We start from the raw sequence: 24,959 nt of genomic DNA on the forward strand, positions 1-24,959 counted from the left end.
TTATTGTTCTCCTGTTACATTCACATCATTTTTAGCTAAAATCACTCCAGCGATAATCACCGCTAGAATTAAAATCAAAAAGGTAATTACAATTAACGCCGCCCCATAACCAAAATCTAAGTAACGCATCACAGTGTCATAAATGTATAAAGAAACCGTTTCTGTTGAACCCGCTGGTCCCCCACCTGTCATTACTGTTACTAACTCGAAAATGCCAAACGCTTGGGCAAAACGAAATAATAAAGCAATGATCATTTGTGGAGTAATTAACGGTAAAGTAATGGTAAAAAAGTTTTGAATGGGGTTAGCACCATCGAGAGAATGTGCTTCATATAAATCTTGGGGAATGGCTTGTAATCCTGCTAAGAGAATAACTGCAATAAAGGGCGTTGTTTTCCAAACATCCGCAAGAATTAACGCAAACATGGCGCGGGATGGATCACCTAACCAAGTAATCCCAGAATCAATGATTCCTAACCCTCTTAAAATGTCATTCACTACACCATATTGATCATTAAAAATCCATTCCCATGCTAATCCCATCACTGCGGTTGGTAATGCCCAAGGTAAAATTCCAATGGTTCTAATAATCCCTCTTCCTCGGAATTTTTGGTCTAAAACAAGAGCAACTATAATGCCTAAGAGTAACTCTAAAAGTAAGGAAAAGAATGTAAAAATCGCGGTATTTCCTAAACTATTCCAAAATCGTCCATCCCCGAACATTCGAGCATAATTTTCTAAACCTGTAAAAATTGGTTGCAGTTGTGTTCCTAAGTTTTCGGTGAATAAACTTAGCCAAAATGCTCGTCCAATGGGATAAGCAAAGACTAAAATGAGGATAATTAATGCGGGAAGGGATAATAACCATCCTGTTATTTGATCACGCTGTCGAATGGAATTGATTTTCATAAATTAATTACCTTGAACGCTTCAATAAGGTGCGAGTTTCTTTGGCGGCTGCCTTCATCGCTTCTTCTGGGGTCATTGTTCCTGAAATGGCAGCACTGAGATAACGTTGTAAAATATCTGAGGCTTGAGAATATTGAGCAATTGGCGGGCGCAAAACGGCATTTTCAATGACGTTTAAAAGTTCAGGTAAATAGCTATATTTTTCTACTAATTCAGGGTCATTAAATAACTTTCGCCGACTGGGAACATATCCTGTTTTTAAGGCATATTTTTTCTGGGTTTCAGCTTTACTGAAATACTTAACGACTTCCCAAGCGGCTTCAGGATGGTTGGTGCTTTTAGCGATTCCCATTCCCCATCCGCCTTGACAAGCGCCACTTGTTCCCTGTGGGGCGTGTGGCATCGGTTTAATAGCGAAATCGCCAGCAATGTCTGATTCAGAGGCTAAACCATACACATAGGGCCAATTTCTTAAAAAGGCAGTTTCCCCATTTTGAAATAAACGGCGGGTGGGTTCTTCGCTATAGGTGGTTACGCCAGGTGGAGAAACGCCTTTCTCCATTGTGCTTTTGAGAAAGTTAACGGCTTCTATAGCATTCGGTTGATCTAATCCTACTTCTAAAGTTTCTGGATCAACCCAAAAAGCATCAAATCCTTCTAAAATTTCCACAAACATGGCGGAAAGTCCTTCGTATTGCTTTCCTTGCCAAACATAGCCCCATTCGGTATAGTTTTGGTCTTGTAAAGTCTGGGAAATTTCTATCAATTCTGAGAAGGTTTCTGGGGGTTCATAACCAGCTTTTTCTAGCCAGTCGGTGCGGTAATATAACATTCCCCCATCGGAACGAAATGGCATTCGGTAAAGTTCGCCTTTATATTTTCCCCCGTTAACATCGCCATCAAGAAATTGATCTAATTCTTCTTGGGAAACGCGATCGGATAAGTCTTTTAACCATCCTGCAGCAGCAAATTTAGGAGTCCAAACAATATCCATATAAACTAAATCATAGGGAGATTCTCCTAATAAAAAGGCTGAGGTGTAAAGGTCTTCGACTTGGTTGGTATCGTTGGGGGCTTCAACAATTTCTAAGTTAATGTTAGGTTTTTCGCGGTTAAAGTCATTAACGATCGGTTCTAATTGTTTAGCTTCTAATGCTTGAATTAGAACTTTTACGGTTGTCGGTTGCTGACTTTGTACGGCAACAATTAGCAACGGAATTGAGACGACTGTCGCTAGAAAAGTGAAGAGTAGCCTAATCTTTTTTACTGTGAATATTTGCTTAAAAAACGATCGAACGTTCGGTTTGAGATTAATCATAATTGGTTAGTGAGAAAAACACGGGTTACTTTTTGTAACCAATGCTGCGATCACTAAAAAATATTTCAGTTATTGATCTTAAGGTAAATGTTTCGGATTAATCACATTACAATTAAGAAAAGTAACAATTAAGGAACTGATTCTAGAAATCATACTCAAGAGAGGTGATTTTTCAAAAAGGATAATTTTATATTGGGCTTTGTGTTGCTTTGCCCAACCGACATGATTGATTTAAGTGATGATGTTGGGTTTCGTGTTACTTCACCCAACCTACCTTCCTGATGACTTAAATTAGTTGACTATTCAAATAACTGTTGCAATGATTTTTTAACAGCAATCTGATCGAGCAAACTCAGTGAACCAACTTTTTTCAGCACTAGCCCATGATCTAGGGTAAATAATTTCATACGAATAATGGAGGGAACTCGCAATCCGGCCGTTGCTAAATCCTGAATCGGAACGTCTAGAGGCCAAGGTGTGTGGGTGGCAGTAGTAATCATTGCCATAACACTATGACCAATTGTAGTATTAAAAGCGTTAGCCTCAGAGAGAATCAAGGCTGGTCTGCGTTTCGCTGCGTTTCGGTCAGTAAAGGGAAAGGGAACAACCACCACTTCAAATTGGTTATACAGGATTGGATTCATAAATCTTCATAAGCGAGTTGATCTGCCTCAGAATCCCATTCGCTGAGAGTGTTTGCAATTCCTTCTAAATAGTCTTGATCGGAAAGTGAGGAAGGCTGGGATCGTGCAGATTGTTCCAACACAATCACTTCAACTGTTTCCCCTGCTTGAAAAGGTAATCCCTTTAAGGTCACTTGTCCATCTGCTGTTAAGGTTACGGATATTTTATGAGCGTTCATTCTTATCAACTCGAATAACTTCCAGTACAAAGTTAACGCTTTTTCCTAAATATTTGGTGGCGGTGTTATCCTTTAGGCAATCACTAAATCTCGAATCGGTTGTTGAGTTAAACATTGCCAATGACAAGCATAAAGATCGGGTTGTTGGATACCGATACTTGCTAACGCAGGGGCGGCTGGAAAGGGCCAAACGCGATCGAACACCAAGATTTCATCGCGAAAACCAAATTGTAATAAATAAACCCCTGGTTTCGCCGCCAGTGAGTCTAAAATCTGATAACCTAAATTGTACAAAGGTTGACGTTTATCGTCGGGAAAATCTACAGGTTGCTCGTAGGAATTCGGAAGTTGTCCTTCCCCAATTACTTCCCCATACATCGGACCTTTTGCGGTTAACACGATCGGCAGCCAATAATTACCATGCCAAACCGATTTAATTTTATTCCCCGTGCGAAATTCTAACTTTTCCTCAACCCATTGACGAGTTTTTTTTATATCCCGAAATGTCTTAAATAATTGAGCTTGAGGAAACTCAAATTGAGGCGGTAATTCAATCGTTAAGGGGCAACATAGCCAATTGGTATCAGTGGGATCATACCATTCACTTTGAGGCAAAAGCTGATGAGATGCTACGATCTTGACCAAGTTTTCATCGTTAGTTTGGTTGATAATCGCATCTTTGAACGCTGCTGTCATCCGTTGCGTTGCTGGAGAAGTAGAGAGAACCGTGCCTTGATTAGAAACTTGTTGAGCGTTGATAGTAATTAGAACCTTATACATTCCCGTCGTTTTAACAATTAATTAGAATCAGTTTTTTTGGAGATTGGGTAAATCAGAAATTACACTTTCCTAAACGGAAGGTGCTTGTTGCGACCATTGCTCAATGTCGGGGTCATTTTTTCCACGATTTCTCACCGCTAAACGATAGGTTAGGCTTTGCACTTTTGCCTGTAGTTGCTGGTTTTCCTCTTTCAATTGTTCCACTTTTTCTTTAACTGGTTTCATGCGCTGAGAAAACTTTTGGCGGTAAACTTCGGGTAAGTCTTGCAACATTTCTTCTAGTGCTTGATTTCTTTCGGTCAGTGTCCTAATCTTGGTTTGTAATTGAGCGATTTCTGTGTTACGAGTAGAGATTTGCTGTTGATAAAATTGAAGTTGTTCTTCAATTTCTGCGATTTGATTGTTTAGAAGTTCTAGTTGCGATCGATGCTCTTCTGTACTTTCACTAACGCTGGTAAAATTGGGATTATCTTTAACCAACCGAAATAACTCTTGGGAAAGTTGTTCAACGAGTTGATCTCGCAGTTGTAATTCTCCTTTGAGTTGATTAACTTCAGCTTGGAGGGTTTCAATTTTGGAAGGATAGGGACTCTGACTCACGATTCTATTTGGGGTGAATACCTGATCAGCACATTATAAGTTAATTTAGCATTGAATTAGAAATTTAGAATCAACTTGAAGCAAGATTATGCAAAAAATAACCACAGTAATTGGTTTTTCCATTATCGCAACGGAACTGATTGTGATGTCTCTCATTTCCATCCAAAATATTACCCCGATTTCTCTAAAATTTTTAGTGTTTCAATCGATCGAAGTTCCCTTCGGAATCCTCTTTGGGATCAGCGTCGGGTTGGGTCTAATTTTGGGGGCTATGCTACCGTTTGTCAAGCCAGTTTTAAGGTAAGTTATTTGCCCCCTCACCCCCAAGTTTGGGGGAATTTGCCCCCTCACCCCCAAGTTTGGGGGAGTTTGCCCCCCTCACCCCCAAGTTTGGGGGAATTTGCCCCCCTCACCCCCAAGTTTGGGGGAGTTTGCCCCCCTCACCCCCAAGTTTGGGGGAATTTGCCCCCTCACCCCCAAGTTTGGGGGAGTTTGCCCCCTCACCCCCAAGTTTGGGGGAGTTTGCCCCCTCACCCCCAAGTTTGGGGGAATGGGAGGAAGGATTGATCAAAAATGCCTTTGCTTCGGAGAAAGTGACCAATTTTCGATATACTGTGGAATGAAAAATTGATCGAGAGGACTTATGGAAATCGGACAAAAAGTAAAAGTATTTCGACTGCGCGATCGAGTCGCTTCTGATATCGTGGATAAACTCGGTAAAGTGGGAACGATTCAGGATTTTAAAATGACAGATGGCAGTGGTGTCGGTGCTGTGGTTGTTTTTGATGATAATTCTACCAGTTGGTTTTTTGAAGACGAATTAAAATCGGTAGAGCAACCAGTTACTAACTAAACATCGGATGATTCTAACTTTTCTCGGAAAAGGAGGTAGCGGTCGTAGCGCGATCGCGATCGCTGCTGCCTACCAATTAGCCAACGACGGAAAACGAGTGCTTCTCGCCACTCAAGACCCCACCACAGAGTTACTCTTAGAAACCCCCCTCACCAGTGAACCAACTAGCGTTTCCAGCCAACTGTGGGCGGTGAGTTTACAAGCAACGGTGCTTTTAGAAAAGAGTTGGGAAGAGGTGAAAAAGCTAGAAAAACAATACCTTCGTTCCCCTCTCCTCGAAAATGTTTATGGACAGGAATTAGCGGTGTTACCAGGTATGGAACAAGCACTGGCGCTTAATTCCCTCCGTGAGTATTACGAAAGCGGTGATTATGATGTCATCATCTTTGATGGGTCTGGAGACTTAACCACCTTACGGATGTTTGCCATTCCTGAACACCTCAGTTGGTATGTCCGTCGCTTTCGGGATTTGTTCCTCAATTCTGATTTGGGAAAAACCGTCTCCTCTTTCATCCAACCGATTAGCAGTGCTATCTTAAATGTTACTTGGACGGCGGAAGATTTAACGGATAATCCTAACGCTAAAGAAGGGACACAAATGTTAGAAAGAGGCAAAATCGCCCTCAGTGAAGGAAAAGTTGCTGGCTATCTCGTTACCGCCGATGATCCTTATGCCTTGAAAACTGCCAAATTTCTCTGGGGAAGCGCTCAACAAAGTGGCTTGACCATTGCGGGGGTTCTCTTAAACCAAGAAACAACCGTGCGAGATTTACTACAATCAGAATTTTCTCCCCTTCCTGTGACTCCTCTTCCTTCTATTCAACCAGGAGAATGGGAAACATTAGGAAACGCACTCCCAGATTTAGTGGGGTCGGTGGCGAATGCTCCTTCAAGTGTTGAGATCGATCGCACCGCGCGGACGGTTAAAATCTTTCTCCCTGGATTTAGCAAAAAGCAAATTAAACTCACCCAACCGCAAAATCAACAGGAAATCACGATCGATGCGGGAGATCAACGTCGTAATATCCAACTCCCGCCGCCTTTGAAAGGACAAGCGGTCAAGGGAGCAAAATTTTTAGAAGATGGTCATCTCTTAGTTTCGTTTTAAATAAAAAGTAGGTTGGGTGGAGCTAGCGCGAAACCCAACACCCATTCTAAGCAAGGGCTTCAGAACCTGAGATTAGAATCCTAATAAGGAAAGCAAGTAATCCTTTGTCAAGAATCAAGGATAAATTTATGGTTATTAAAACATTAGGTGTAAAAGAAAAATTAGTACAAGTTACTGAGAAGGAGGCTTGGTTGTACCGAAATGAAGAAGCATTCAGCAAAGTGCGTCAAGGTTTAGCAGAAGCACGTCGAGGTGAATTTTCCCAGTCAAAACCAGATATAGAAGCCAACTTGGAGTGGCTTGAGGATGTAGATAATGACCCAGAGCAATAGATTGATTGCTAAAGCTACTATCTTAGAGTGGCTTGAGTTGGTGTTGGGTTTCTTCGCTTCACCCAACCTACTTTCTGAAATGCTCTTACTATCTTAGAGTGGCTTGAGTTGGTGTTGGGTTTCTTCGCTTCACCCAACCTACTTTCTGAAATGCTCTTACTATCTTAGAGTGGCTTGAGTTGGTGTTGGGTTTCGCGCTAGCTTCACCCAACCTACTTTCTGAAATGCTCTTACTATCTTAGAGTGGCTTGAGTTGGTGTTGGGTTTCGCGCTAGCTTCACCCAACCTACTTTCTGAAATGCTCTTACTTGAGTTGGTGTTGGGTTTCGCGCTAGCTCCACCCAACCTACTTTCTGAAATGCTCTTACTTGAGTTGGTGTTGGGTTTCGCGCTAGCTTCACCCAACCTACTTTCTGAAATGCTCTTACTTGAGTTGGTGTTGGGTTTCTTCGCTTCACCCAACCTACTTTCTGAAATGCTCTTACTTGAGTTGGTGTTGGGTTTCGCTTTGCTCCACCCAACCTACTTTCTGCTTTCTATTTTTAATCATCAACCATCAACAAAGCAATTCTCCATCAGGAATCTAATCGCATTCGAGAGATTTATCGTTACCCTGTAAAGTAAAGATCACGAAATTTAAAGTTTTATGTCAGACTCGACCTCTTCTCAAGAACAATCAGAAAATCGCTCTGGAAAAACCCGTCAAATGCTGGGTATGAAAGGAGCTTCCACTGGTGAAACTTCCGTTTGGAAAATTCGGTTACAACTGATGAAACCGATCACCTGGATTCCTCTCATCTGGGGAGTCGTCTGTGGTGCGGCTTCTTCGGGAGACTTTCATTGGCAAGTTGAAGATGTGGTGAAAGTTGTCACCTGTATGTTGCTTTCGGGCCCATTGATGGCGGGTTACACCCAAACCCTCAATGATTTCTACGATCGGGAAATTGATGCCATTAATGAACCTTATCGTCCGATTCCTTCTGGGGCGATCACAGTTCCCCAAGTCATCACTCAGATTTTAATTCTACTCGGTGGCGGACTCGCCCTCGCTTATGGGTTAGATCAATGGGGAGGTAATGCTTATCCCAAAATTACGATTATTACGCTTTTAGGGACATTTCTCGCTTATATCTACTCCGCGCCTCCTCTCAAACTCAAACAAAACGGCTGGTTTGGGAATTACGCCCTCGGTGCAAGTTATATCGCTTTGCCTTGGTGGGCTGGGCATTCTCTTTTTGGCGATTTGAATTGGATAATTATTGTTCTCACTCTCATCTACAGTTTTGCTGGTTTAGGGATTGCTGTGGTGAATGACTTTAAGAGTGTGGAAGGCGATCGAACGTTAGGCTTAAAATCGCTTCCTGTGATGTTTGGTGTCGGTGGTGCGGCTTGGATTAGTGTGTTGATGATTGATATTTTTCAATTAGGAATCGCGGGCTATTTAATCAGCATTCAGGAAAATCTTTATGCGACGATTTTAGTCCTCTTGGTAATTCCGCAAATTACTTTCCAAGATATGTATTTTCTGCGCTCTCCCTTAGAAAATGATGTGAAATATCAAGCCAGCGCTCAACCATTTCTTGTGTTAGGAATGTTAGTGACGGGTTTGGCTTTAGGTCATTCTGGGATTTAGTTTTTGCTTAAAATTAACCATCTCCTTTAATATCAGGTTCGTTCGATCAATGATGAAAAGTAGGTTGGGTGGAGCGAAGCGAAACCCAACACCAATCATAAGCAATTACCTGAACCTGATATGACAGGAAACACTACGGAACATAAGGTCAGCCCCTTCGCCCCTCTTATTGAGGGGGACGAAGAGGATCAAACGGGGTTACTTTTTAGAAATGGTATAATCTAATTTTTCTGCAATTCCTTCGACCCAGTTTTCATCTTGTTTCGTATAACTGCGCGGTGCATTTGCCACCACAATTAACGCCCCTTCTTTTCCGATCGGTTGACAAATTAGAGCCTGAGAATTTTCAGGAATATAATCAAATTCAATTCTCCCAGGATAAAGATTTAAGTTGACTAAATAAACTGGTTTTTGCTTGTCTAAAACTCGTTTCAGAATTGCCCCTGGCGTGACTTCTGCTTTCTTGCCTAAAATTCCTCGACGTAATAAAACCTCACCTTGATAGTAAACCAGCACCGATCGAGCGGGGGTATTTTTTAGTAACATTAAAGAAGACCAAGCCAACTCAGCTTTTACCGTTTCCGACAAATTTTCTGCTAACTCAAAGCCTTCCTCTCCTACTAATTCCACTGCTTCGGGAGAACGCGGTTTCACTCGTTGCCAAATCAATCCCACCAAAACTAAAATAGCACTGAGCAAAACCCCAATGGCATCTGATCGAGCCTGAGAAGAACTCAAAGCCGGAGTGAGGAGGCGATTAATTAATAACAAAGTTCCCCCTACCCCTCCAACAATGAAGGGCAAAAGGCGTAAAACTCGATCGGGATCAGAGGTTTTCATAAACGATTCCTGAGAACGGATTAAGATTTTTCCTCACCGATTTCCGTCACCCGTTGGAACATATAACCCGTTCCTCTGGCGGTTAAAATCAGTTCAGGATTACTAGGATCATCCTCCAATTTTGCCCGTAAACGAGAAATATGAACATCCACAACGCGAGTATCCACATGGCGTTCGGGTGTATATCCCCACACCTCCTGTAAAATCCCAGAACGGGAAAACGCTTCTCCAGAGCGACCCACCATCAATTCTAAAAGACTAAACTCCATCCCCGTTAAACGGATGCGTTCATCTCCCTTGTAAACTTGTCGGCGGTTGGTATCAATTCTAATTGAACCAATTTGAATCACCCCAGAACTAGGAATCCCCGATAATCCTTCCTTATCCACCCGTCTTAAAACCGATCGAATACGAGCTTCTAATTCCTTCGGCGAAAAGGGTTTCACCACATAATCATCCGCCCCTAATTCTAAACCAGTAATGCGATCGGCAACATCGCCCAACGCCGTTAACATAATGATAGGGATATCAGACTCTTTACGCAGTTCTTGGCAAACCCCATAACCATCGAGTTTCGGCATCATCACATCTAACACCACTAAATCAGGATTATTTTCATTAAAAGTCGTAATCGCTTCTTCCCCATCAGCGGCGGTGACAACATCGTAACCGATCATCGACAAACGAGTTTCTAAAATGCGACGAATACTGGCTTCATCGTCAACCACTAAAATTTTTTCTTTATGATTTTCCAAATTTCTTAACACTCCTTATTTTTTGTCGGTAAATGATCCTAAATATTTTTGATTAGTCTTTACAATTTCTAGAATATCCTTGAGAAAGACAAAAGAGATTTAATCATCTCTCAACCCGAAAATAATCGATTCCTTAACATTCATTTTAGGGTTATCAACTGTAAAGATACATCTTAACAATTTAAAGCCCGTTGAAGAAAGCAAATTAATGTTAACTTAAAATGTCTAAACCGAAAATTATCCATGTTTGCAGTGCTTGTGGGGCTGAACATAACCAATGGTTTGGGAAATGTTCCAGTTGTGGACAATATGGCACGCTAGAGGAGGAGGTGCAAACCCAAGCGGGAGTCAACCCTCGTAGCGGATGGCAGTCTAACAAATATGCGACGGGTACGGAGAAAAAGAAACCCCCTCAAGCTCGTGTTTCTTTGCTTTTTTCTCAAATTAAGGATGATGAACAACCGCGCTATCCTTCTGGGTATTTAGAACTCGATCGGGTTTTAGGGGGAGGAATCGTTCCAGGGTCTTTGGTGTTAATTGGGGGTGATCCAGGGATTGGTAAATCAACGTTACTCTTACAGGTGGCAAATCAAACCGCAAGAACTCAAAGAACGCTATATGTGTCTGCGGAAGAGTCTGGACAACAGGTTAAGTTGCGTGCCTCTCGCTTGGGAGTAGGGTTAACCAATGCCCCAGAAGATGTTGCCGAAACCAATGGTCAAAGTCCGAAAAGTTTGAGCCATGAGAATCTTTATGTGTTACCCGAAACGGATTTAGAGGAGATTTTACGGGAGTTGGAATCCCTAAAACCGATGTTGGGGATTATTGATAGTATTCAAACCTTATATTTTGCCTCTTTGAGTTCCGCACCAGGATCAGTGGCGCAAGTGCGAGAGTGTACGTCGGCTTTGATGCAATTGGCAAAACGAGAGAATATTACTTTGCTGATTGTCGGTCATGTGACAAAAGAAGGGGCGATCGCGGGTCCGAGGGTATTAGAACATTTAGTGGATACGGTGCTGTATTTTGAGGGCGATCGCTATGCGTCTCACCGTTTGCTTCGATCGGTGAAAAATCGGTTTGGGGCGACCCATGAAATTGGCGTTTTTGAAATGATCGATCACGGATTGCGAGAGGTGGAGAATCCCTCAGAATTATTTTTGGGAAACCGAGATGAATCTGTACCAGGAACGGCGATCGTTGTCGCTTGTGAGGGAACACGCCCGATCGTTGTGGAGTTACAAGCGTTAGTCAGTCCTACCAGTTACACTTCTCCTCGACGGGCAACAACAGGAGTAGATTACAACCGTCTGCAACAGATTTTAGCCGTATTAGAGAAACGGGTGGGGATTCCTCTTTCAAAACTTGATGCTTATGTCGCAACGGCGGGGGGTTTGGGAGTAGAAGAACCCGCAGCGGATTTAGGGATTGCGGTGGCGGTGGTGGCGAGTTTCCGCGATCGTGTTGTTGATCCCAGAACCGCTTTAATTGGCGAAGTGGGATTAGGAGGACAAGTGCGATTAGTGTCGCAATTGGAATTACGGATTAAAGAAGCCGCGAAATTAGGCTTTCAACGGGCGATCGTCCCCACAGGGCAAAGTCTGCCAGATATGGGCATTGAAATCATTACCGTTAGCAAAGTAATCGACGCGATCGTCGCCGCGATTCCACCTCAACCTCGTTACGGAGAAGGAGACGAAGAAGAATAATTTAGTAGGTTGGGTGGAGGTCACGCAACCCAACACCAATCAGTGACCAGTGACCAGTGACCAGTTACCAGTTGTGCTTGATCTAATCAGTTACTTAGTAGCTTACAATCTGTTACGAATTAATTGCTTACTATTCACTATTCACTGCTTACTGATCACTGATCACTGATCACTGATCACTGGTCACTGGTTATCTGCGCTTAACAGCAACCGTCACCCTGATAATGCCACGTAGAATCCGTAATTACAATATCACGAGGGAACTGCTTTCCTAACTTACCAGCGGTTTTCTCACAGACTCCTAAAGGAACACCGCGCTGGAAAGTATGTCCTTCGCCATCATTCCAAACCGCTTCTTTTCCCCGATAAATTGCGGTTTTTCCAGTAAAAACACAAGCCCCATCTTCTGGCGTGGGAACTTTAAACGCGACGGAATCTAAACTATCTAACTGTAAATCTTCATCAACGGCGTAGGTGTCTTGATCGAGCAAGCGATAAGGACGACGGCTGCGAATTTCAATATTGCCGAATCCAGTCTCAACCAAGAAATTAACATACTCTTCATAGGTTAGCGCTCCAGAAAGACACATCGCTCGCAAACGTTGATCCTGACGTAACTTTTGCGGAATCGGACGAGTGGCGATCGGATCGCTCATCAGTAAGCGCCCACCAGGCTTGAGAACGCGGTAAACTTCCTGTAATGCGTTTTGTAAGTCTTCGGGTTCAAAGATATTAAACAGGCAATTTTGCGCCACCACATCCACTGATTCATCCGCAACGGGTAAGTTAAACGCATCACCGCCAACAATCTTCACGAAACTAGGGTCAAACCAATCATTTTGTTGGGCTGCGAGAACTAAATTGGCTTGTGCTGCGTCACGCATAGCCGCTACGGGTTCAACCGCAATAATCGCGTCCTTTCGCGGGGAAAAATAAGCAAACTGTAACGCTTCTAAGCCTCCTCCCACACCAACATAAAGCACTGTTGGCTGATTCATTAATTCTGTGGGCTGAACCGTTGTTCCGCAACCATAGTTCATTTCTCGCATTCGATCGGGAATATTCAGCCCAGGGAGTTGAAACGAGCCATTTTGAACACAACATAACCCCACTTCTGGAGTTTCAGCGACTTCTTGATAAAATTGGGCAGTGGTTTCGAGATAAGTCATTGAGATTTGATTTGCTTGCTATCGGTTTCTTTAACTATTATGGTGCGATCGTTCCCTTAATTTTTTCTGAATGAGCAATGATTGTGATGACTTGCCAAATAACCAATAACCAATAACCAATAACATCCCATTTTTTCCAGTTGGCAAAGATTTTGTACTCAATTACACTGTTTGCAGTTGCTGCGTTCGGTGAAGATCACCCTCGTCATATATTTGTTTTCATGTGTTTGGAGTAATTATGCCAGAAAAACCGATTTCATTGCCCAAAATTGGTCGTACCTCTCTCTTTGCTTTTCTCACCCTTTGCTTTGCGCTACTGGCTGTCTCCTTTGCACCGATTTTTATTCGTTTAAGTGAAACTGAGTTAGGACCCAATGCCACAGTTTTTAATCGTCTTTTAATATTTTTCCTTTGTTTTGGTAGTGGGCGTTTGATTACGGAAAAAATCTCTCCGACAATTAACCCCGATGCAGAAGAAATCACGGGTCAGCAGTGGTGGTTATTAGGATTAGTGGGTGCTGTCGCTGCTACTTCTCTGGTTTTATGGGCGATTTCTTTGCAATATACGACAGTGGCAAAAAGTGTGTTACTCAATAATTTAACTCCGATTTTTACCACGTTAGGCGGTTGGTTATTTTTAGGCAAAAAGTTCGATTCTAAATTTTTAGTGGGAATGGCGATCGCGATCGCAGGCGCAATTACTCTCGGTGTTGAAGACTTAAGCGGTGCGGCGGAAGGTTCACTGTTGGGAGATTTTTACGCACTATTATCGGCGGTGTTTCTTGGGACTTATTTCTTAATTGTAGAAGAGCTTCGATCGCGCTTTTCTGCGACTACCATCCTCCTCTGGCGTTGCGCTACAGGAAGTTTAATTCTCATCCCAATTATCTTCCTCACAAGCGGACAATTTTTCCCTACCACTCAAACCGCTATCTTAGCTGTTATTGGCTTAGGCTTAATCAGTGAAGGATTAGGTCAACGTTTACTGGCTGATAGCATGAACGTCTTTTCCTCTAGTTTTGTTTCTCTGTTTCTGCTTTTAGAACCCATTGTCAGCGCGATTCTGGCTTGGTTTATCTTTTTAGAAAGCCTCAATCTCACCACCTGGCTAGGATTTGCGGTTGTTCTCACTGGAATTTATCTCGCTCAAACCAGCAAAGCGGCGACTTCCGATGTGGTCGAGAACAGTGATAATAGTTCTGAAACTGTAAATTATCAATAGTATAGATGGAATTTTTCTCGATTTTACTGGCGAGTCTTTTCAGCGCTCTTTCCCCTGTGGGTTGGATTGTGGATCAAAGGATAGAAACCGCTTTTCGATCGCGTCTTACCGACGTAGAAACCTTACAGGTGCGTGTAGATAATACCCCCAATTATCAACTCCTACAAGGCAAAATTCAACGGTTGCGCCTAGCAGCCAGAGGAGTGAATCTCACCCCAGAATTACGCTTAAAATCCTTTGCTCTGGAAACCGATCCGATCGCCCTTGATATTAACCGTTTTCGAGAGGGAAATTTTAGCAGCCTATCAGAAGCTCGTTCAGGTTTAAATCAACCCTTAAACGTCGCCTTAAAACTGAATCTTACCGAAGCAGACATCAACGATTTTTTAGCCTCTCCCAGAGCCAAAGCACGTTTAGAAAGCATTATCCAACGCATTACCCAACAACTACCAGGGGGTCGGAATCAACGTTACGAATTATTAAGCACTAAACTACAATTCTTAGAGAACGATCGATTCATCCTCGATTTAGACATTCGGGTTTCCCGTCGTCAAAGAGAAGAATGGGAAGACTTTAATCTGCGAGTAGAATCAGGAATAGAAGTATCACAGGGGAAACAACTGAGGTTAATTAATCCCGTTTTCCTTGTGGATGACTCACCGCTGCCATCGCGTTTAGTAGAAGCAGTGAGCGCCAGACTCAGCAATCGACTTGATTTATCAAATCTTGAGAAACAAAAAATCATCGCCAGACTCTTACAATTGAAAATAGAAGAAGATGAGGTAAAATTAGCAGCGTTTGTGCAGATCGCAAAACTTCCTTAGTCAAATTCTTCCTCAACTTTTCCTTCCATCCACAAAAAAGGTGACTATGCAAGAGCAGAAAAAAAGTTATCAGTTTTCAACCGGATTAATTGCTGGCGTTTCTAGCGTTATTATTATCACAGGTGGTTTTGCTGCGTGGTGGGCTTGGACTGCAATTAAAGGAGAGCAAGCGCCTTCTTGGGTTCCTGAACAGTTAAAACCCGAACCAGCTACAAAAAAAGACCCAAACCCTCCCTCACAAGAAATTAAAGCGCAAGTCTATTGGCTGAAAGTAACCGACAATAAAATCGAACTCGCCGCCACACCAATGGTAATGGAAAAAGCCGAGGAAAGTGTTGCGGTGGAAAAAGCGCTCACCGAACTGTTTTCAGGAACGAATCAAGAAAACTATGCCAGTAGTATTCCCGAAAAAGCTCAACTGCGTGGCGTGAGTTTTCAAGAAGATGGCATTCATGTTGATATCTCTGAAGAGTTTACCTTTGGGGGTGGAAGTACCGCCATGATGGGGCGTTTAGGACAAGTTTTATACACAGCTACCAGCCTCAACCCAGACGCGAAAGTTTGGTTAGAAGTAGAAGGTGAGCCGTTGGAATATTTAGGGGGAGAAGGACTTTATATTCCTCAACCCCTAACCAGAGATGAGTTCCAAGCCAATTATCAATTGTAACAATTAGTCTGGCTTTACTCGCATCAAGGTTTGACCATATTCTACGGGTTCACCGTTTTTAACCGTGATTTCCATCACTTTTCCCGAAACTTCTGCCTCAATTTCGTTCATAATTTTCATAGCTTCGACAATGCAGACAGTTTGGTTGGTTTGAATCTGATCCCCCACTTTCACAAACACGGGTTCTTCTGGCGCTGGTGCTTCATAAAATGTTCCCACAATGGGAGAAGTAATCTCCTCCCATTCGCTTTTGTCAATTTCAGGTTTTTTGTCTTCTGGTGGAGAACTTGCTTCCGATGGCGGCGGGGAGGTTTGAGGAGAAGGTGGGGAAACCGATGTTTCCGTAGCAGTGGTAGTTAGTCCTTTGCGAACGGTAAGTTCAAACTGATCACTTTTGAGGCTAAATTCGGTAATATCTGCCTCAGAAATGTCATTGAGAAGTTCACGAATTGCTTTAAAGTCTATTGACACTAATCATATATCCTATTCTACAGTTTTCATATTATTCCCCGAATTTTACTTATGACTCACGACCGACATAAGTATCGTTACGGGTATCAATTTTAATTCGTTCCCCAACGGAGATAAATAAAGGAACCATGACTTGTGCGCCTGTTTCGACGGTGGCTGGTTTACTCCCTCCAGTGGCGGTGTCTCCTTTGACTCCTGGATCAGTTTCAATCACTTCTAACACCACTGAGTTGGGAATTTCCACTTCTAAAATGTTTCCCTGCCAGTAAACCGCACTGACTTCCATTCCTTCGTTGACATATTTTGCACCTGCGCCAATTTGTTCGGCGGGAAGTCGCACCTCTTCAAAAGACTCCATATCCATGAAGATATAGTCGTCTCCTTCCTTGTAGGTGTGTTGTAAGGTTTGTTTTTCAAGAGTCGCTTGGGGAACGGTTTCACCAGCGCGAAAAGTGCGTTCTGCGACGTTTCCAGTCTTGACATTTTTCAGCTTCGTTCGCACAAACGCTGATCCTTTGCCTGGTTTAACGTGGAGAAATTCCACCACTCGCCAAACATTCCCTTCCAATTCGATGGTCATCCCGGTTCTAAAGTCATTACTAGAAATCATCTGCCTACAAATCCTTAGCTTATGGCAATCAGCATCCTATTTTACCGCTCGATCGACGCGAAAGCTCAAGAAATCACACATTTAATCCTTTCCCGATTGTGTGAATTTTGCCTAAATTGACCTCCTCCCCCGTTAAACGCTTCGCGCTATAACGGGGGATTCGGGAGAACCAGTTACCTGCTCCTCCATCCACTCAAACAACATTCATTTGCTTAGGGAAGCTCAAGCTCAGTCTCCAACGAAACTGATGTCTCCTCACTGTTTCCAGTGTCCTCTGTTATTTCAGAGTTAGCCGTAACTTCCTGAGTGACCCCCAGTAGCTTAGACAGACTAAGATTTAATTGTTCGATTCCTCTTTTTGCAATGTTAATCGCTGCCTGGTTGTCTGCGTCTTGAACGTAGCCACATTCAACACAAGCAAACTTTTCTCCTTTGCGATTTTGCTTGTCAGTATGTCCACAAGCTGAACATTGTTGAGATGTATATTTAGGGTTCACTTCAACCACAAGACAGCCAAACTTCTCAGCTACCGACTGTATTTTTAGTTTCAGTTCTCCCCACGCACAATCTCGGATTAAGCGATTTAATGCTCTTTTAGCGGACTGACCATTTTTCAGATATTCCCCCTTCTCATCTGGCTTGGGTTTACATTTTTTTATCATCCCTTGGATGTTCAAATCTTCTAGAACAATGACATCAGCCAATCCCACTAAATGATGAGCGATTTTCCATTGGTAATCTGTTCTTTGATTAACAATTTTTTGGTCTAGTCGAGCCAACTCTTGATAGGCTTTCTTCTGATTTTTAGAACCTCTTTTTTTCCGACTCGCTCGTCTTTGTCTAATTGTTTTAGTTCGCTCTAATCGCTTCTCAAATTGAGGATTAGCGATTTGTTCCCCGTTACTTAAAGCTAATAGTTTATTTGAACCTAAATCTCCCCCCACTACTGAATTAATTTCCTCTTTTGTTCTGGGAGAACACTGAGGAACATCTTGGTTTTCCAATCTGATGGAAACATACCAGCCATCTGCTTTCCTCCTTACCGTTACGCTTCTTAAAGCGAATCCTTCAGGAAAATGGCGAGACTGAAAAAATCTTATCCACCCAATTTTAGGTAAGTAAATTTTGTTTTCCTTAACTTGGACTTGATTCGGAGGATAGTTAAAACTCTTAAACTTTTGTTTGGTCTTGAACCTAGGATATCCTCTCCCTTCAAAGAAGTTCTTAAAAGCTACCTCTAATCTTTTTAAGTTTTGTTGTAAAACCGTAGAATGGATTTCAGCATACCAAGGACGAGTTTTTTTTAAGTTAGTTAATTCTGAGGATTGTTGCTCGTAAGCATTACGTTTTTTGCCGTTAGCTTTGTAAGGATATCCTAAGTTAGAATTTTTAGAAACCGAGCAAGTTAAAGGACAACATTCGGCTTCAGTATCCAAATCGCAATAGTTACCTAACTTAGGCGACTTGACTTGTTCGTAACTTTCAATTCTATCTCGCAAGCAAAAGTTGTAATGAGCGCGAAGCATACTAAGCCACTGCTCCATTACAGCCACTTGAGAGAGTTTTGGTTTGAGTTTGAACTGATAGGAGACGAGCATAGTTAACTAAGTTATACTTGGAGGTTAGTATAGCATATACACACACAAGATGGGAAAAATTCAATTAAGTGCAAGAATTGAGGAATCAGAAATGAAGATTTTAGAAAGGTATGCTAAAAAGACAGGTAGAACCAAGACAGACATTCTTAGAGAGTTTATCCGTTCCTTGAACTCCTTTTTCTAAGGTGTTCGGAGAGCCTGTCAAAGGATGTCCTGTCGGACTTCTTTTTTATTTGGTGACGATTCATGAGGGGAGTAGCGTCTGGGGTTTCCCCAGACGTTTATACGCCCCGTTACCCCGTTAACCTACGGTATAACGGGGGTATTCTCGTCACATCAAGATAAGCAAACGGTAATCTGCTTAACGTTATATGTATCACCATGACTTCTAATTTTAATTGGCTCGATCGAGGCACAACAGAAATTTTCCCGAATCAACCGCAATCTGACAACCCCAACGAAAACCTAAAAGCCCGTTTACAGCAAAATAAAGAACCCTTACGGATTAAACTCGGCATTGACCCCACAGGAACCGATATTCACCTCGGACATAGTATTCCCGTTCGTAAACTCCGCGCGTTTCAAGATGCGGGACACACCGCCGTTTTAATTATCGGTGACTTTACCGCTCAAATTGGCGACCCCACAGGAAAATCAGAAGTCCGTCAACAACTCACTCCTGAACAAGTAGAAGCCAACGCCCAAACTTATCTTGAACAATTACGTCCGATTCTTGATTTTGAAACTCCAGGACGACTAGAAATTCGCTACAACTCAGAATGGTTAAAAGACCTTGATTTAACCAATATTTTGGAACTGTTAGCGACGATGACAGTGGGACAAATGTTAGCGAAAGAAGGCTTTGCGGAACGGTACGAAAAGGATCAGCCGATTTATCTCCATGAGTTTATGTATCCCCTAATGCAAGGCTATGATTCCGTTGCGGTAGAAGCGGACGTGGAGTTAGGAGGAACTGACCAAAAATTTAATATTGCTGTCGGGAGAGACTTACAACGTTACTTCCAAAAACGTCCTCAGTTTGGTTTATTAACTCCGATTTTAATTGGCACCGATGGCGTGCAAAAGATGTCGAAATCTTTAAATAATTATGTGGGGTTAAAAGAAGATGCGTTGAGTATGTATTCTAAATTAGAAAAAGTCCCTGATGATCAGATTCAAACCTATTTTGAACTACTGACCAATTTACCATTAGATCAACTACCAGAAAATCCTCGTGAGTGTCAAAAGTTATTAGGATTAGAAGTTACCAGCCACTATCATGGCAGAGAAAACGCCAAACAAGCGCAAAAGTCAGCATTAAGTTTAGTTTCTGGACAAAGTGGGGACGCGAAGGCTGTTCCTGAGTTTTCTTTAAGCGAGGTTGAGTTTCCAGTAAAACTATTTTACCTTTTGAATGTTACGGGGTTGTGTGGGAGTAGTGGCGAAGGACGAAGACAAATTAAAGGCGGTGCGGTGCGTTTGGATGGGGAAAAAGTCGCTGATATGAATGCTGAATTTGCAACCGCAGATGAGTTAGTGGGAAAGACGCTACAGGTAGGGAAAAAGAAGTTTATGCGCTTAGTAGGATAGAAAGCCGACCAAAAAACAGTTGTCTAATGAGGGTTTGCTGAAAAAGTTCATGTTTTTCTTGTAGTAAGGCAAAAGGCAAGAGGCAAGAGGCAAGAGGGTTGATTAATCGGTAAGATTTCAAAGTTTTGATGCAGGGTTTTCACTATTGAGCGTTCAACACCTCGACTGCGCTCGGTGTTGACGCGCTCGCGAAGCCGAAGCGTCAATTTCCTTGCACTTTTTTGAGGGGTGAAGAGCCTTAAAGCCTCATTGGGTAAAGGTTTCAGTTTTATTCAGGAAACCCTAATGACTAATGACTAATGACTGATTGGTGTTGGGTTTCGCTTCTCTTCACCCAACCTACTTTTTACTGGTCACTGATTGGTGTTGGGTTTCCCTTCTCTTCACCCAACCTACTTTTTACTGTGTTCTCCCAGAATTGGGATTTAAGACGCTGACCGATTTCAGGTGAGGATACAATATCTCTATTGCTACTGATCTAGAAATTGAGGGTTATGTTTTCAGTTCGTCGCTGGTGGAGTCAATATGCTTCACAGATTATTTTAATCGGATTACTCTTAGCGACTGCGGGGATTATTCGACAAACACAAGCGGTTCCCCTATATGAGCTATATTATTGGCTGATGCGTCCTTTAGAAGTGGTAAAAACGGACAAACAAACCCAATTGACCAACGCGAGAATCCAAGAGTTGGAACAACGAGTGATGGAGTTACAACAACAAAATCAAAAGTTAAAACAACTCTCAGGATACGCTAACACTCAATCAACACCGTCTCAGATTGCTCCGATTATTGGGCGTAGCCCCGATCACTGGTGGCAACAAATTACGATCGGGATTGGTCGTCAAGATGGAGTGAAACCTGGAGATATTGTCACTGGTTTTGGGGGATTAGTGGGGCGAGTGGAAACGGTAACGCCTCGATCGAGCTTGGTTTTATTAGTTAGTGATCCCAAAAGCAGAGTTGGAGTGATTATTAGTCGAAGCCGTGAAATGGGGTTTATTCGCGGTAATGGCGATCAATCGGTGGTGATGCGGTTTTTTGAAAAGTTACCCGATGTGAAAGTGGGGGATGCGGTGGTCACGTCTCCCGCGAGTCGCTTGTATCCTTCAGGAATCCCAGTGGGAGAAGTAACCGATCTCAATCCAGATACTAGCCCCGCGCCAGAAGCAACGATTCGGTTAAATGTACCGATGGAGGAGTTGGAATGGGTATTAGTGAGGAAAGATTCACTCTAACGCAAACTGCGATCCCCAACGATCTTGAGGGAGAAACGCTCGATCCATTGGTAACGGCGCGATCGGAGCTTGGATGGGAAATGTTCCCGCGATCACTTGTTCTTTCAGGGTTGCCGCCACCTCGCGCGATCGAACGATACTCGCCAAAGGAGCAGTTCGCACGGTTTCCCCCTCAATTTTAATCGTGCCACTTTTCAATTGTGCATAAGTCACCAAACCAAACGTCGGGCGCACTCGTCGCGGAATCGAAAAGTCAACAATTGGCGCAACAATTTCTTCATCTGTCACCGCACAATTCGCCACTGCTTCCTCATTCAACATCGGTAAGGGGATTCCCACCCCTAACATCAAAGAAGGACCGTAATTTTTGAAATAACAGCCTCGCACCCAACGGGGATTCATTGCTTTCCCATCCCCCACTAAAGTTAAAGTCGCCGCCGGACCAATGGGAGTTTGATTCTCCAATCGTCGCTGTTTCGGAAAATGTTGCGTCCCTTCACAAGCAATATAACCCACTGCTCCCCCCAGAAAAACTGGGCTACCAATTCCAATTAACTTTAATTGGGGGTCATTGAACAGAGGAGCAATGGCGCCAGGAGAAGAATACACCGCATTTCCTAAATTGGGATGAAGCGGTCCGAGATAAGTGTGGAGAACGCGCTCACCTGCATTGACACCAACGATAAAATTCTGGTAAACGTTACGGGGATTGTAGAGGTAAAACTGATTAATCGTGTCACGGGTGAGGGTGGTTTGAAAGGACGCACGAGGATAACAATCGCTAACCTGTCCAATGGCTTTTAATTGAACTGATTGACCTGCAATTAAATTTTGGATAATATGACCGCCGCCACGTTCTTTATGAGAGACACCGAGACGAGTTTCTAATTCGCTCGCTTCCCCAGAATTACTATAATCGGGAATTGCAGTCGCGCCAATGTAGAGATCGACCGCTCCCAACCCCGCATAAGCGGGAACACTATCTAACCAACATTGTCTGATATTAATCGGCGGATCAGTGTGTCCCAAGTTGATCATCGCCCCCGATGACTCCATCGGTTCAAATGTTCCTGTAGTCACCACATCCACTTCTTTCGTGACTTGCGTGACTCCTTTTTCCGCAACTTGCGCCTTTAATTCTTCTACCGTCCAGACAACGGCTTTTTTATCTTTGATCTTTTCCTTGATCTGCGCGATCGTTCGCATCGTTGTTTTCAGGTATTGCAGTGGTTTCGCTCCCACCTCATCATATATGAATTGCGGAAAAGAACAAGAAACCCAACGCCAATTATAATCGATCGCCTGAACCTGATATGACGGAACAACGATAAGTCCAATTACAACATCCTGTTGCTTGAACGTTTTGCTTAGTCCCAGATTGTCCTGTTCCTGTCCAAACCCCCCAGCCCTATAGTTCCCCCCTTTTTGAAGGGGGGTTAGGGGGGATAATAGTTCCCCCCTTTTTGAAGGGGGGTTAGGGGGGATAATAGTTCCCCCCTTTTTGAAGGGGGGTTAGGGGGGATAAGTTGTACCCTATTTTTGCGCCTGTTGTTGTCCAGCTTCACGAGCGGTAGAAACCCATTGATCAAACTGATCACGATTTTCTTCCACCCATGCTTCCGCATGACTCATAATATCTTCAGGAGAATCTTCTCCGTTTCGCATTTTCTGGTTTTGAGCGCTAATATCTGGTCTGGAAACTTGGATGACTTCAAATAACTTGGCGGCGGCGGCGTGTTCATCCACGAATTGTTGATTGGCTAAAATCCGCATCTGATCCACTGCAAAACCAAGGTTAACATCTTCTCCATTGATATTAGCAGTTGTGGTTTCCTCAGAAACTTCTCCTTGCGCTTCTGGGAGAGAGGTATAGGGAACTTCTAGCCAATTGACATCTTTCCCTGCTTGTAAAACACCACCCACCCATAAAGGAGTCCAAGTGTAATATAAAATCGGTTCTCCTTGCTCATGGCGAGTAATTGTGTCTGCCATCAAAGCAAAGTATTGTCCCTGATCATGTTCGACCGTATCCCGTAACCCATACTCATCAAGGTGATGTTCAATCACTAATTCACATCCCCAACCTGGGTTACAACCAGTTAAATTCGCTTTTCCATTGCCATCGGTATCAAATACCTTAGCAATTTCAGGGTCTTTTAAGTCTTCAAGATTAGTAATATTGTTTTCTTCGGCGGTGGCTTTATCTACGGAATAACCTTGTAGAACGTTATCAACAAAAACGCCCATTCGTTCTAGTTTTTCATCGCCACCGCTATTGGTGTAGAAGTCACTGTGTAATTTTTCCCAGTGAACGGTAGTAAAGTGAATCCCACCATTGGCTAAGTCGGTGTGTAGAGTGGCATATTCTAGTTCTTTAGGAGGAGTAACATCATAGCCCAGTTCTTCTAATGCCATATTGACAATTTCCGTCTGGAATTTTTCCTCTAACACACTATAAGCTGGAGTCACTTCCACACCAGCTCCTGGCTGGTCAGATGTTCCCTCAGTGGGTTGCTCGGTTTGTTGTTGACAAGCTGCTGTTCCTAATAAAAGGACTAAACTTGCGGTTACGGTGCTTAAACGTTTGTATGTTGGTCTCATAGTTTAATACTGATATAAGGAAGGAAGATTGCAAAGCGATCGAGCATAGACTTGATCTCGACTTTGCCATCGTTATTTGGTCAATTTAAATGACACTTACGTTTTCTGCTCTCCATATTAAACGAATGCAACAGTTATCGGATCAATGATTATATTCTTTAATCAATTTTTCTCTTAAACTTATGCTAACTATAATAGCAATCAGGAATAATTTATGAGAATCAATCGCCCCCTAACCCCCAATTCTGGGGGGATTCAGACCAAACACTTAAAATTTTTGCAGCCATTCCATAACTTTTTTTCCCAGAGACACTTGATCCAGTCGATCGATTTCTCGGATTCCTGTGGGGCTAGTCACATTGATTTCTGTTAAATAACCGCCAATTACATCAATTCCCACAAAAAATAAGCCGTCTTCTAACAAAGTAGGTGTGATCGCGCTGCAAATTTCCCAATCTCGCATGGTAATTTCTGCGGCTTCCACTCGCCCCCCAACTGCCATATTCCCCCGAAATTCTCCCCCTGTGGGAACACGATTCACCGCACCGATCGGTTCTCCTGCTAATAAAATAATGCGCTTATCTCCGTTTTTGGCTTCGGGAAGAAACGATTGAATCATCACGGGTTCTTTCCCTTTTTCGGTGCTAATTTCAATGAGAGAATTAAGATTTTTGTCACTCTTTTCTAAAAATAAAATTCCCTCTCCTGCTTTTCCCCCCAATGGCTTCAAAACCGCCCCGTCTTTCCGTTCTACAAATTCCCGAATTACTTTCTTGTCAAGACTAACAATGGTTTCAGGAATCACCGATCGAAACTGCATCGCGTATAATTTCTCGTTAGCCCGTTGTAACCCGCGCGGAGAATTAATCACCCTTGTGGAAGTGGGAGTTAATAAATCTAAAATTTGTGTCGCATACAAATAAGGGATGGTAACGGGTGGATCAGTTCGCATAAACACCGCATCCATCGCCGTTAATGGTTGTAACTCCCACTTTCCCACTTGATACCATTCTTTTGGCGCGACCCAATGATCATTTTCTAGCTTCACTGGTGTTAAACTTACAGGTTGTAGTCTCGCCCAAGCCTGAGATTGAACAATGCTTAAATAAGAAGCAGATGTCACCCAAACCTCATGTCCTTGTGCTTGTGCGGCTTCCATCAAAGCAACAGTAGTGTCATGGGTGGGATCAAGTTGAGCAAGCGGATCGGTAATAAAAGCAAATTTCATTGATCTTTAATGGTGGAGAGGTTCAATAATTACGGGTTCAAC

Annotated in this window: 27 protein-coding genes; 12 read left to right on the forward strand and 15 right to left on the reverse strand. The window is 43.0% G+C overall.

All coding sequences use genetic code 11. From position 1 onward, the window contains the following. The 6 genes from DACSA_RS08590 to DACSA_RS08615 form a co-directional block, all read right to left on the reverse strand. Complete coding sequence (locus tag DACSA_RS08590; protein WP_015229378.1) at positions 1 to 909, reverse strand: carbohydrate ABC transporter permease; 909 nt, start codon at positions 907 to 909, stop codon at positions 1 to 3. Positions 910 to 916: 7 nt separating this feature from the next. Continuing rightward, entirely contained in the window at positions 917 to 2,227 is a 1,311-nt protein-coding gene (locus tag DACSA_RS08595; protein ID WP_015229379.1) for an ABC transporter substrate-binding protein, read from the reverse strand. Between the two features lie 299 nt (positions 2,228 to 2,526). Then, on the reverse strand, positions 2,527 to 2,871 hold the full coding sequence (locus DACSA_RS08600; protein ID WP_015229380.1) for a type II toxin-antitoxin system PemK/MazF family toxin: 345 nt from the start codon (positions 2,869 to 2,871) through the stop codon (positions 2,527 to 2,529). Then, the gene (locus DACSA_RS08605) at positions 2,868 to 3,089 is read right to left on the reverse strand and encodes a hypothetical protein (protein WP_015229381.1); all 222 of its coding nucleotides are present in this window, start codon (positions 3,087 to 3,089) and stop codon (positions 2,868 to 2,870) included. The genes DACSA_RS08600 and DACSA_RS08605 overlap by 4 nt, the downstream gene beginning before the upstream one ends. Positions 3,090 to 3,161: 72 nt before the next feature. Further along, a complete protein-coding gene (locus DACSA_RS08610; protein ID WP_015229382.1) occupies positions 3,162 to 3,869 on the reverse strand; it encodes a hypothetical protein in 708 nt (235 codons plus the stop codon). A 69-nt stretch (positions 3,870 to 3,938) separates the two neighbouring features. Next, a complete protein-coding gene (locus DACSA_RS08615) occupies positions 3,939 to 4,469 on the reverse strand; it encodes an Npun_F5560 family protein (protein WP_015229383.1) in 531 nt (176 codons plus the stop codon). A gap of 88 nt (positions 4,470 to 4,557) precedes the next feature. Between DACSA_RS08615 and DACSA_RS08620 the strand changes: the two genes are divergently transcribed. The 5 genes from DACSA_RS08620 (at position 4,558) to chlG (ending at position 8,395) form a co-directional block, all read left to right on the forward strand. Beyond that, on the forward strand, positions 4,558 to 4,773 hold the full coding sequence (locus DACSA_RS08620; protein ID WP_015229384.1) for a lipopolysaccharide assembly protein LapA domain-containing protein: 216 nt from the start codon (positions 4,558 to 4,560) through the stop codon (positions 4,771 to 4,773). 339 nt (positions 4,774 to 5,112) lie between these two features. After that, the gene (gene petP / locus DACSA_RS08630) at positions 5,113 to 5,322 is read left to right on the forward strand and encodes a cytochrome b6f subunit PetP (RefSeq protein WP_015229385.1); all 210 of its coding nucleotides are present in this window, start codon (positions 5,113 to 5,115) and stop codon (positions 5,320 to 5,322) included. Positions 5,323 to 5,329: 7 nt separating this feature from the next. After that, positions 5,330 to 6,430: a Get3/ArsA fold putative tail anchor-mediating ATPase NosAFP gene (locus tag DACSA_RS08635; protein WP_015229386.1), complete on the forward strand. Its 1,101-nt coding sequence runs from the start codon at positions 5,330 to 5,332 to the stop codon at positions 6,428 to 6,430. A gap of 128 nt (positions 6,431 to 6,558) precedes the next feature. Next, a complete protein-coding gene (locus tag DACSA_RS08640; protein ID WP_015229387.1) occupies positions 6,559 to 6,762 on the forward strand; it encodes a hypothetical protein in 204 nt (67 codons plus the stop codon). A 646-nt stretch (positions 6,763 to 7,408) separates the two neighbouring features. Continuing rightward, positions 7,409 to 8,395, forward strand: coding sequence for a chlorophyll synthase ChlG (chlG, locus tag DACSA_RS08650; protein WP_015229388.1), 987 nt, complete (start codon positions 7,409 to 7,411; stop codon positions 8,393 to 8,395). Between the two features lie 198 nt (positions 8,396 to 8,593). On the opposite strand, the gene DACSA_RS08655 is transcribed toward chlG, so the two are convergent. Continuing rightward, on the reverse strand, positions 8,594 to 9,235 hold the full coding sequence (locus tag DACSA_RS08655; protein WP_015229389.1) for a cofactor assembly of complex C subunit B: 642 nt from the start codon (positions 9,233 to 9,235) through the stop codon (positions 8,594 to 8,596). A 20-nt stretch (positions 9,236 to 9,255) separates the two neighbouring features. Then, positions 9,256 to 9,990: a response regulator transcription factor RpaB gene (gene rpaB, locus DACSA_RS08660; RefSeq protein ID WP_015229390.1), complete on the reverse strand. Its 735-nt coding sequence runs from the start codon at positions 9,988 to 9,990 to the stop codon at positions 9,256 to 9,258. A 221-nt stretch (positions 9,991 to 10,211) separates the two neighbouring features. Here rpaB and radA point away from each other — a divergent pair, with 221 nt between their 5' ends. Further along, positions 10,212 to 11,699 carry a DNA repair protein RadA gene (gene radA, locus DACSA_RS08665; protein WP_015229391.1) on the forward strand — a complete coding sequence of 496 codons (1,488 nt, stop codon included), beginning with the start codon at positions 10,212 to 10,214 and terminating at the stop codon, positions 11,697 to 11,699. Positions 11,700 to 11,899: 200 nt separating this feature from the next. Here the strand turns inward: radA and arsM are convergent, their stop codons facing one another. Beyond that, positions 11,900 to 12,868 (reverse strand): arsenosugar biosynthesis arsenite methyltransferase ArsM, encoded by a 969-nt coding sequence (arsM, locus tag DACSA_RS08670; protein ID WP_015229392.1) that lies wholly within the window; start codon positions 12,866 to 12,868, stop codon positions 11,900 to 11,902. A gap of 238 nt (positions 12,869 to 13,106) precedes the next feature. Here arsM and DACSA_RS08675 point away from each other — a divergent pair, with 238 nt between their 5' ends. Genes DACSA_RS08675 through DACSA_RS08685 form a run of 3 tightly spaced genes read left to right on the forward strand, consistent with a single transcriptional unit; the run spans position 13,107 to position 15,581 of the window. Continuing rightward, positions 13,107 to 14,090: a DMT family transporter gene (locus tag DACSA_RS08675; protein WP_015229393.1), complete on the forward strand. Its 984-nt coding sequence runs from the start codon at positions 13,107 to 13,109 to the stop codon at positions 14,088 to 14,090. Positions 14,091 to 14,095: 5 nt separating this feature from the next. After that, the gene (locus DACSA_RS08680) at positions 14,096 to 14,914 is read left to right on the forward strand and encodes an LmeA family phospholipid-binding protein (protein WP_015229394.1); all 819 of its coding nucleotides are present in this window, start codon (positions 14,096 to 14,098) and stop codon (positions 14,912 to 14,914) included. Positions 14,915 to 14,960: 46 nt separating this feature from the next. Continuing rightward, on the forward strand, positions 14,961 to 15,581 hold the full coding sequence (locus tag DACSA_RS08685; protein WP_015229395.1) for a GerMN domain-containing protein: 621 nt from the start codon (positions 14,961 to 14,963) through the stop codon (positions 15,579 to 15,581). Between the two features lie 3 nt (positions 15,582 to 15,584). Here DACSA_RS08685 and accB read toward each other — a convergent pair whose 3' ends face one another. The 3 genes from accB to DACSA_RS08700 form a co-directional block, all read right to left on the reverse strand. Beyond that, positions 15,585 to 16,052 carry an acetyl-CoA carboxylase biotin carboxyl carrier protein gene (gene accB, locus DACSA_RS08690; protein ID WP_015229396.1) on the reverse strand — a complete coding sequence of 156 codons (468 nt, stop codon included), beginning with the start codon at positions 16,050 to 16,052 and terminating at the stop codon, positions 15,585 to 15,587. A 49-nt stretch (positions 16,053 to 16,101) separates the two neighbouring features. After that, the gene (efp, locus tag DACSA_RS08695) at positions 16,102 to 16,662 is read right to left on the reverse strand and encodes an elongation factor P (RefSeq protein ID WP_015229397.1); all 561 of its coding nucleotides are present in this window, start codon (positions 16,660 to 16,662) and stop codon (positions 16,102 to 16,104) included. Between the two features lie 212 nt (positions 16,663 to 16,874). Further along, the gene (locus DACSA_RS08700; RefSeq protein ID WP_015229398.1) at positions 16,875 to 18,260 is read right to left on the reverse strand and encodes an RNA-guided endonuclease InsQ/TnpB family protein; all 1,386 of its coding nucleotides are present in this window, start codon (positions 18,258 to 18,260) and stop codon (positions 16,875 to 16,877) included. 49 nt (positions 18,261 to 18,309) lie between these two features. Between DACSA_RS08700 and DACSA_RS19045 the strand changes: the two genes are divergently transcribed. The 3 genes from DACSA_RS19045 (at position 18,310) to mreC (ending at position 21,088) form a co-directional block, all read left to right on the forward strand. Beyond that, positions 18,310 to 18,444, forward strand: a complete 135-nt coding sequence (locus tag DACSA_RS19045; RefSeq protein ID WP_015229399.1) for a ribbon-helix-helix protein, CopG family — start codon at positions 18,310 to 18,312, stop codon at positions 18,442 to 18,444. Positions 18,445 to 18,641: 197 nt separating this feature from the next. After that, a complete protein-coding gene (gene tyrS, locus DACSA_RS08705; RefSeq protein WP_015229400.1) occupies positions 18,642 to 19,850 on the forward strand; it encodes a tyrosine--tRNA ligase in 1,209 nt (402 codons plus the stop codon). A 494-nt stretch (positions 19,851 to 20,344) separates the two neighbouring features. Continuing rightward, positions 20,345 to 21,088: a rod shape-determining protein MreC gene (mreC, locus tag DACSA_RS08710; protein WP_015229401.1), complete on the forward strand. Its 744-nt coding sequence runs from the start codon at positions 20,345 to 20,347 to the stop codon at positions 21,086 to 21,088. Here mreC and DACSA_RS08715 read toward each other — a convergent pair. From DACSA_RS08715 to gshB, 3 genes are all read right to left on the reverse strand, one after another. Further along, positions 21,080 to 22,294 carry a homocysteine biosynthesis protein gene (locus DACSA_RS08715; RefSeq protein ID WP_015229402.1) on the reverse strand — a complete coding sequence of 405 codons (1,215 nt, stop codon included), beginning with the start codon at positions 22,292 to 22,294 and terminating at the stop codon, positions 21,080 to 21,082. The genes mreC and DACSA_RS08715 overlap by 9 nt on opposite strands. Before the next feature lie 327 nt (positions 22,295 to 22,621). Next, a complete protein-coding gene (proX, locus tag DACSA_RS08720; protein ID WP_015229403.1) occupies positions 22,622 to 23,689 on the reverse strand; it encodes a glycine betaine/L-proline ABC transporter substrate-binding protein ProX in 1,068 nt (355 codons plus the stop codon). Between the two features lie 268 nt (positions 23,690 to 23,957). Further along, complete coding sequence (gshB, locus tag DACSA_RS08725; protein WP_015229404.1) at positions 23,958 to 24,917, reverse strand: glutathione synthase; 960 nt, start codon at positions 24,915 to 24,917, stop codon at positions 23,958 to 23,960. Positions 24,918 to 24,959 lie beyond the last annotated feature (42 nt).

Source organism: Dactylococcopsis salina PCC 8305, from assembly GCF_000317615.1.
Classification (GTDB): domain Bacteria; phylum Cyanobacteriota; class Cyanobacteriia; order Cyanobacteriales; family Rubidibacteraceae; genus Halothece; species Halothece salina.

Excerpts from the sequence above, each read along its gene's own strand:
- DACSA_RS08590 (WP_015229378.1), bottom strand. The coding sequence starts at position 909 with ATGAAAATCAATTCCATTCGACAGCGTGATCAAATAACAGGATGGTTA.
- DACSA_RS08595 (WP_015229379.1), bottom strand. The coding sequence starts at position 2,227 with ATGATTAATCTCAAACCGAACGTTCGATCGTTTTTTAAGCAAATATTC.
- DACSA_RS08600 (WP_015229380.1), bottom strand. The coding sequence starts at position 2,871 with ATGAATCCAATCCTGTATAACCAATTTGAAGTGGTGGTTGTTCCCTTT.
- DACSA_RS08605 (WP_015229381.1), bottom strand. The coding sequence starts at position 3,089 with ATGAACGCTCATAAAATATCCGTAACCTTAACAGCAGATGGACAAGTG.
- DACSA_RS08610 (WP_015229382.1), bottom strand. The coding sequence starts at position 3,869 with ATGTATAAGGTTCTAATTACTATCAACGCTCAACAAGTTTCTAATCAA.
- DACSA_RS08620 (WP_015229384.1), top strand. The coding sequence starts at position 4,558 with ATGCAAAAAATAACCACAGTAATTGGTTTTTCCATTATCGCAACGGAA.
- petP (WP_015229385.1), top strand. The coding sequence starts at position 5,113 with ATGGAAATCGGACAAAAAGTAAAAGTATTTCGACTGCGCGATCGAGTC.
- DACSA_RS08635 (WP_015229386.1), top strand. The coding sequence starts at position 5,330 with ATGATTCTAACTTTTCTCGGAAAAGGAGGTAGCGGTCGTAGCGCGATC.
- DACSA_RS08640 (WP_015229387.1), top strand. The coding sequence starts at position 6,559 with ATGGTTATTAAAACATTAGGTGTAAAAGAAAAATTAGTACAAGTTACT.
- chlG (WP_015229388.1), top strand. The coding sequence starts at position 7,409 with ATGTCAGACTCGACCTCTTCTCAAGAACAATCAGAAAATCGCTCTGGA.
- DACSA_RS08655 (WP_015229389.1), bottom strand. The coding sequence starts at position 9,235 with ATGAAAACCTCTGATCCCGATCGAGTTTTACGCCTTTTGCCCTTCATT.
- radA (WP_015229391.1), top strand. The coding sequence starts at position 10,212 with ATGTCTAAACCGAAAATTATCCATGTTTGCAGTGCTTGTGGGGCTGAA.
- arsM (WP_015229392.1), bottom strand. The coding sequence starts at position 12,868 with ATGACTTATCTCGAAACCACTGCCCAATTTTATCAAGAAGTCGCTGAA.
- DACSA_RS08675 (WP_015229393.1), top strand. The coding sequence starts at position 13,107 with ATGCCAGAAAAACCGATTTCATTGCCCAAAATTGGTCGTACCTCTCTC.
- DACSA_RS08680 (WP_015229394.1), top strand. The coding sequence starts at position 14,096 with ATGGAATTTTTCTCGATTTTACTGGCGAGTCTTTTCAGCGCTCTTTCC.
- DACSA_RS08685 (WP_015229395.1), top strand. The coding sequence starts at position 14,961 with ATGCAAGAGCAGAAAAAAAGTTATCAGTTTTCAACCGGATTAATTGCT.
- efp (WP_015229397.1), bottom strand. The coding sequence starts at position 16,662 with ATGATTTCTAGTAATGACTTTAGAACCGGGATGACCATCGAATTGGAA.
- DACSA_RS08700 (WP_015229398.1), bottom strand. The coding sequence starts at position 18,260 with ATGCTCGTCTCCTATCAGTTCAAACTCAAACCAAAACTCTCTCAAGTG.
- DACSA_RS19045 (WP_015229399.1), top strand. The coding sequence starts at position 18,310 with ATGGGAAAAATTCAATTAAGTGCAAGAATTGAGGAATCAGAAATGAAG.
- tyrS (WP_015229400.1), top strand. The coding sequence starts at position 18,642 with ATGACTTCTAATTTTAATTGGCTCGATCGAGGCACAACAGAAATTTTC.
- mreC (WP_015229401.1), top strand. The coding sequence starts at position 20,345 with ATGTTTTCAGTTCGTCGCTGGTGGAGTCAATATGCTTCACAGATTATT.
- DACSA_RS08715 (WP_015229402.1), bottom strand. The coding sequence starts at position 22,294 with ATGCGAACGATCGCGCAGATCAAGGAAAAGATCAAAGATAAAAAAGCC.
- proX (WP_015229403.1), bottom strand. The coding sequence starts at position 23,689 with ATGAGACCAACATACAAACGTTTAAGCACCGTAACCGCAAGTTTAGTC.
- gshB (WP_015229404.1), bottom strand. The coding sequence starts at position 24,917 with ATGAAATTTGCTTTTATTACCGATCCGCTTGCTCAACTTGATCCCACC.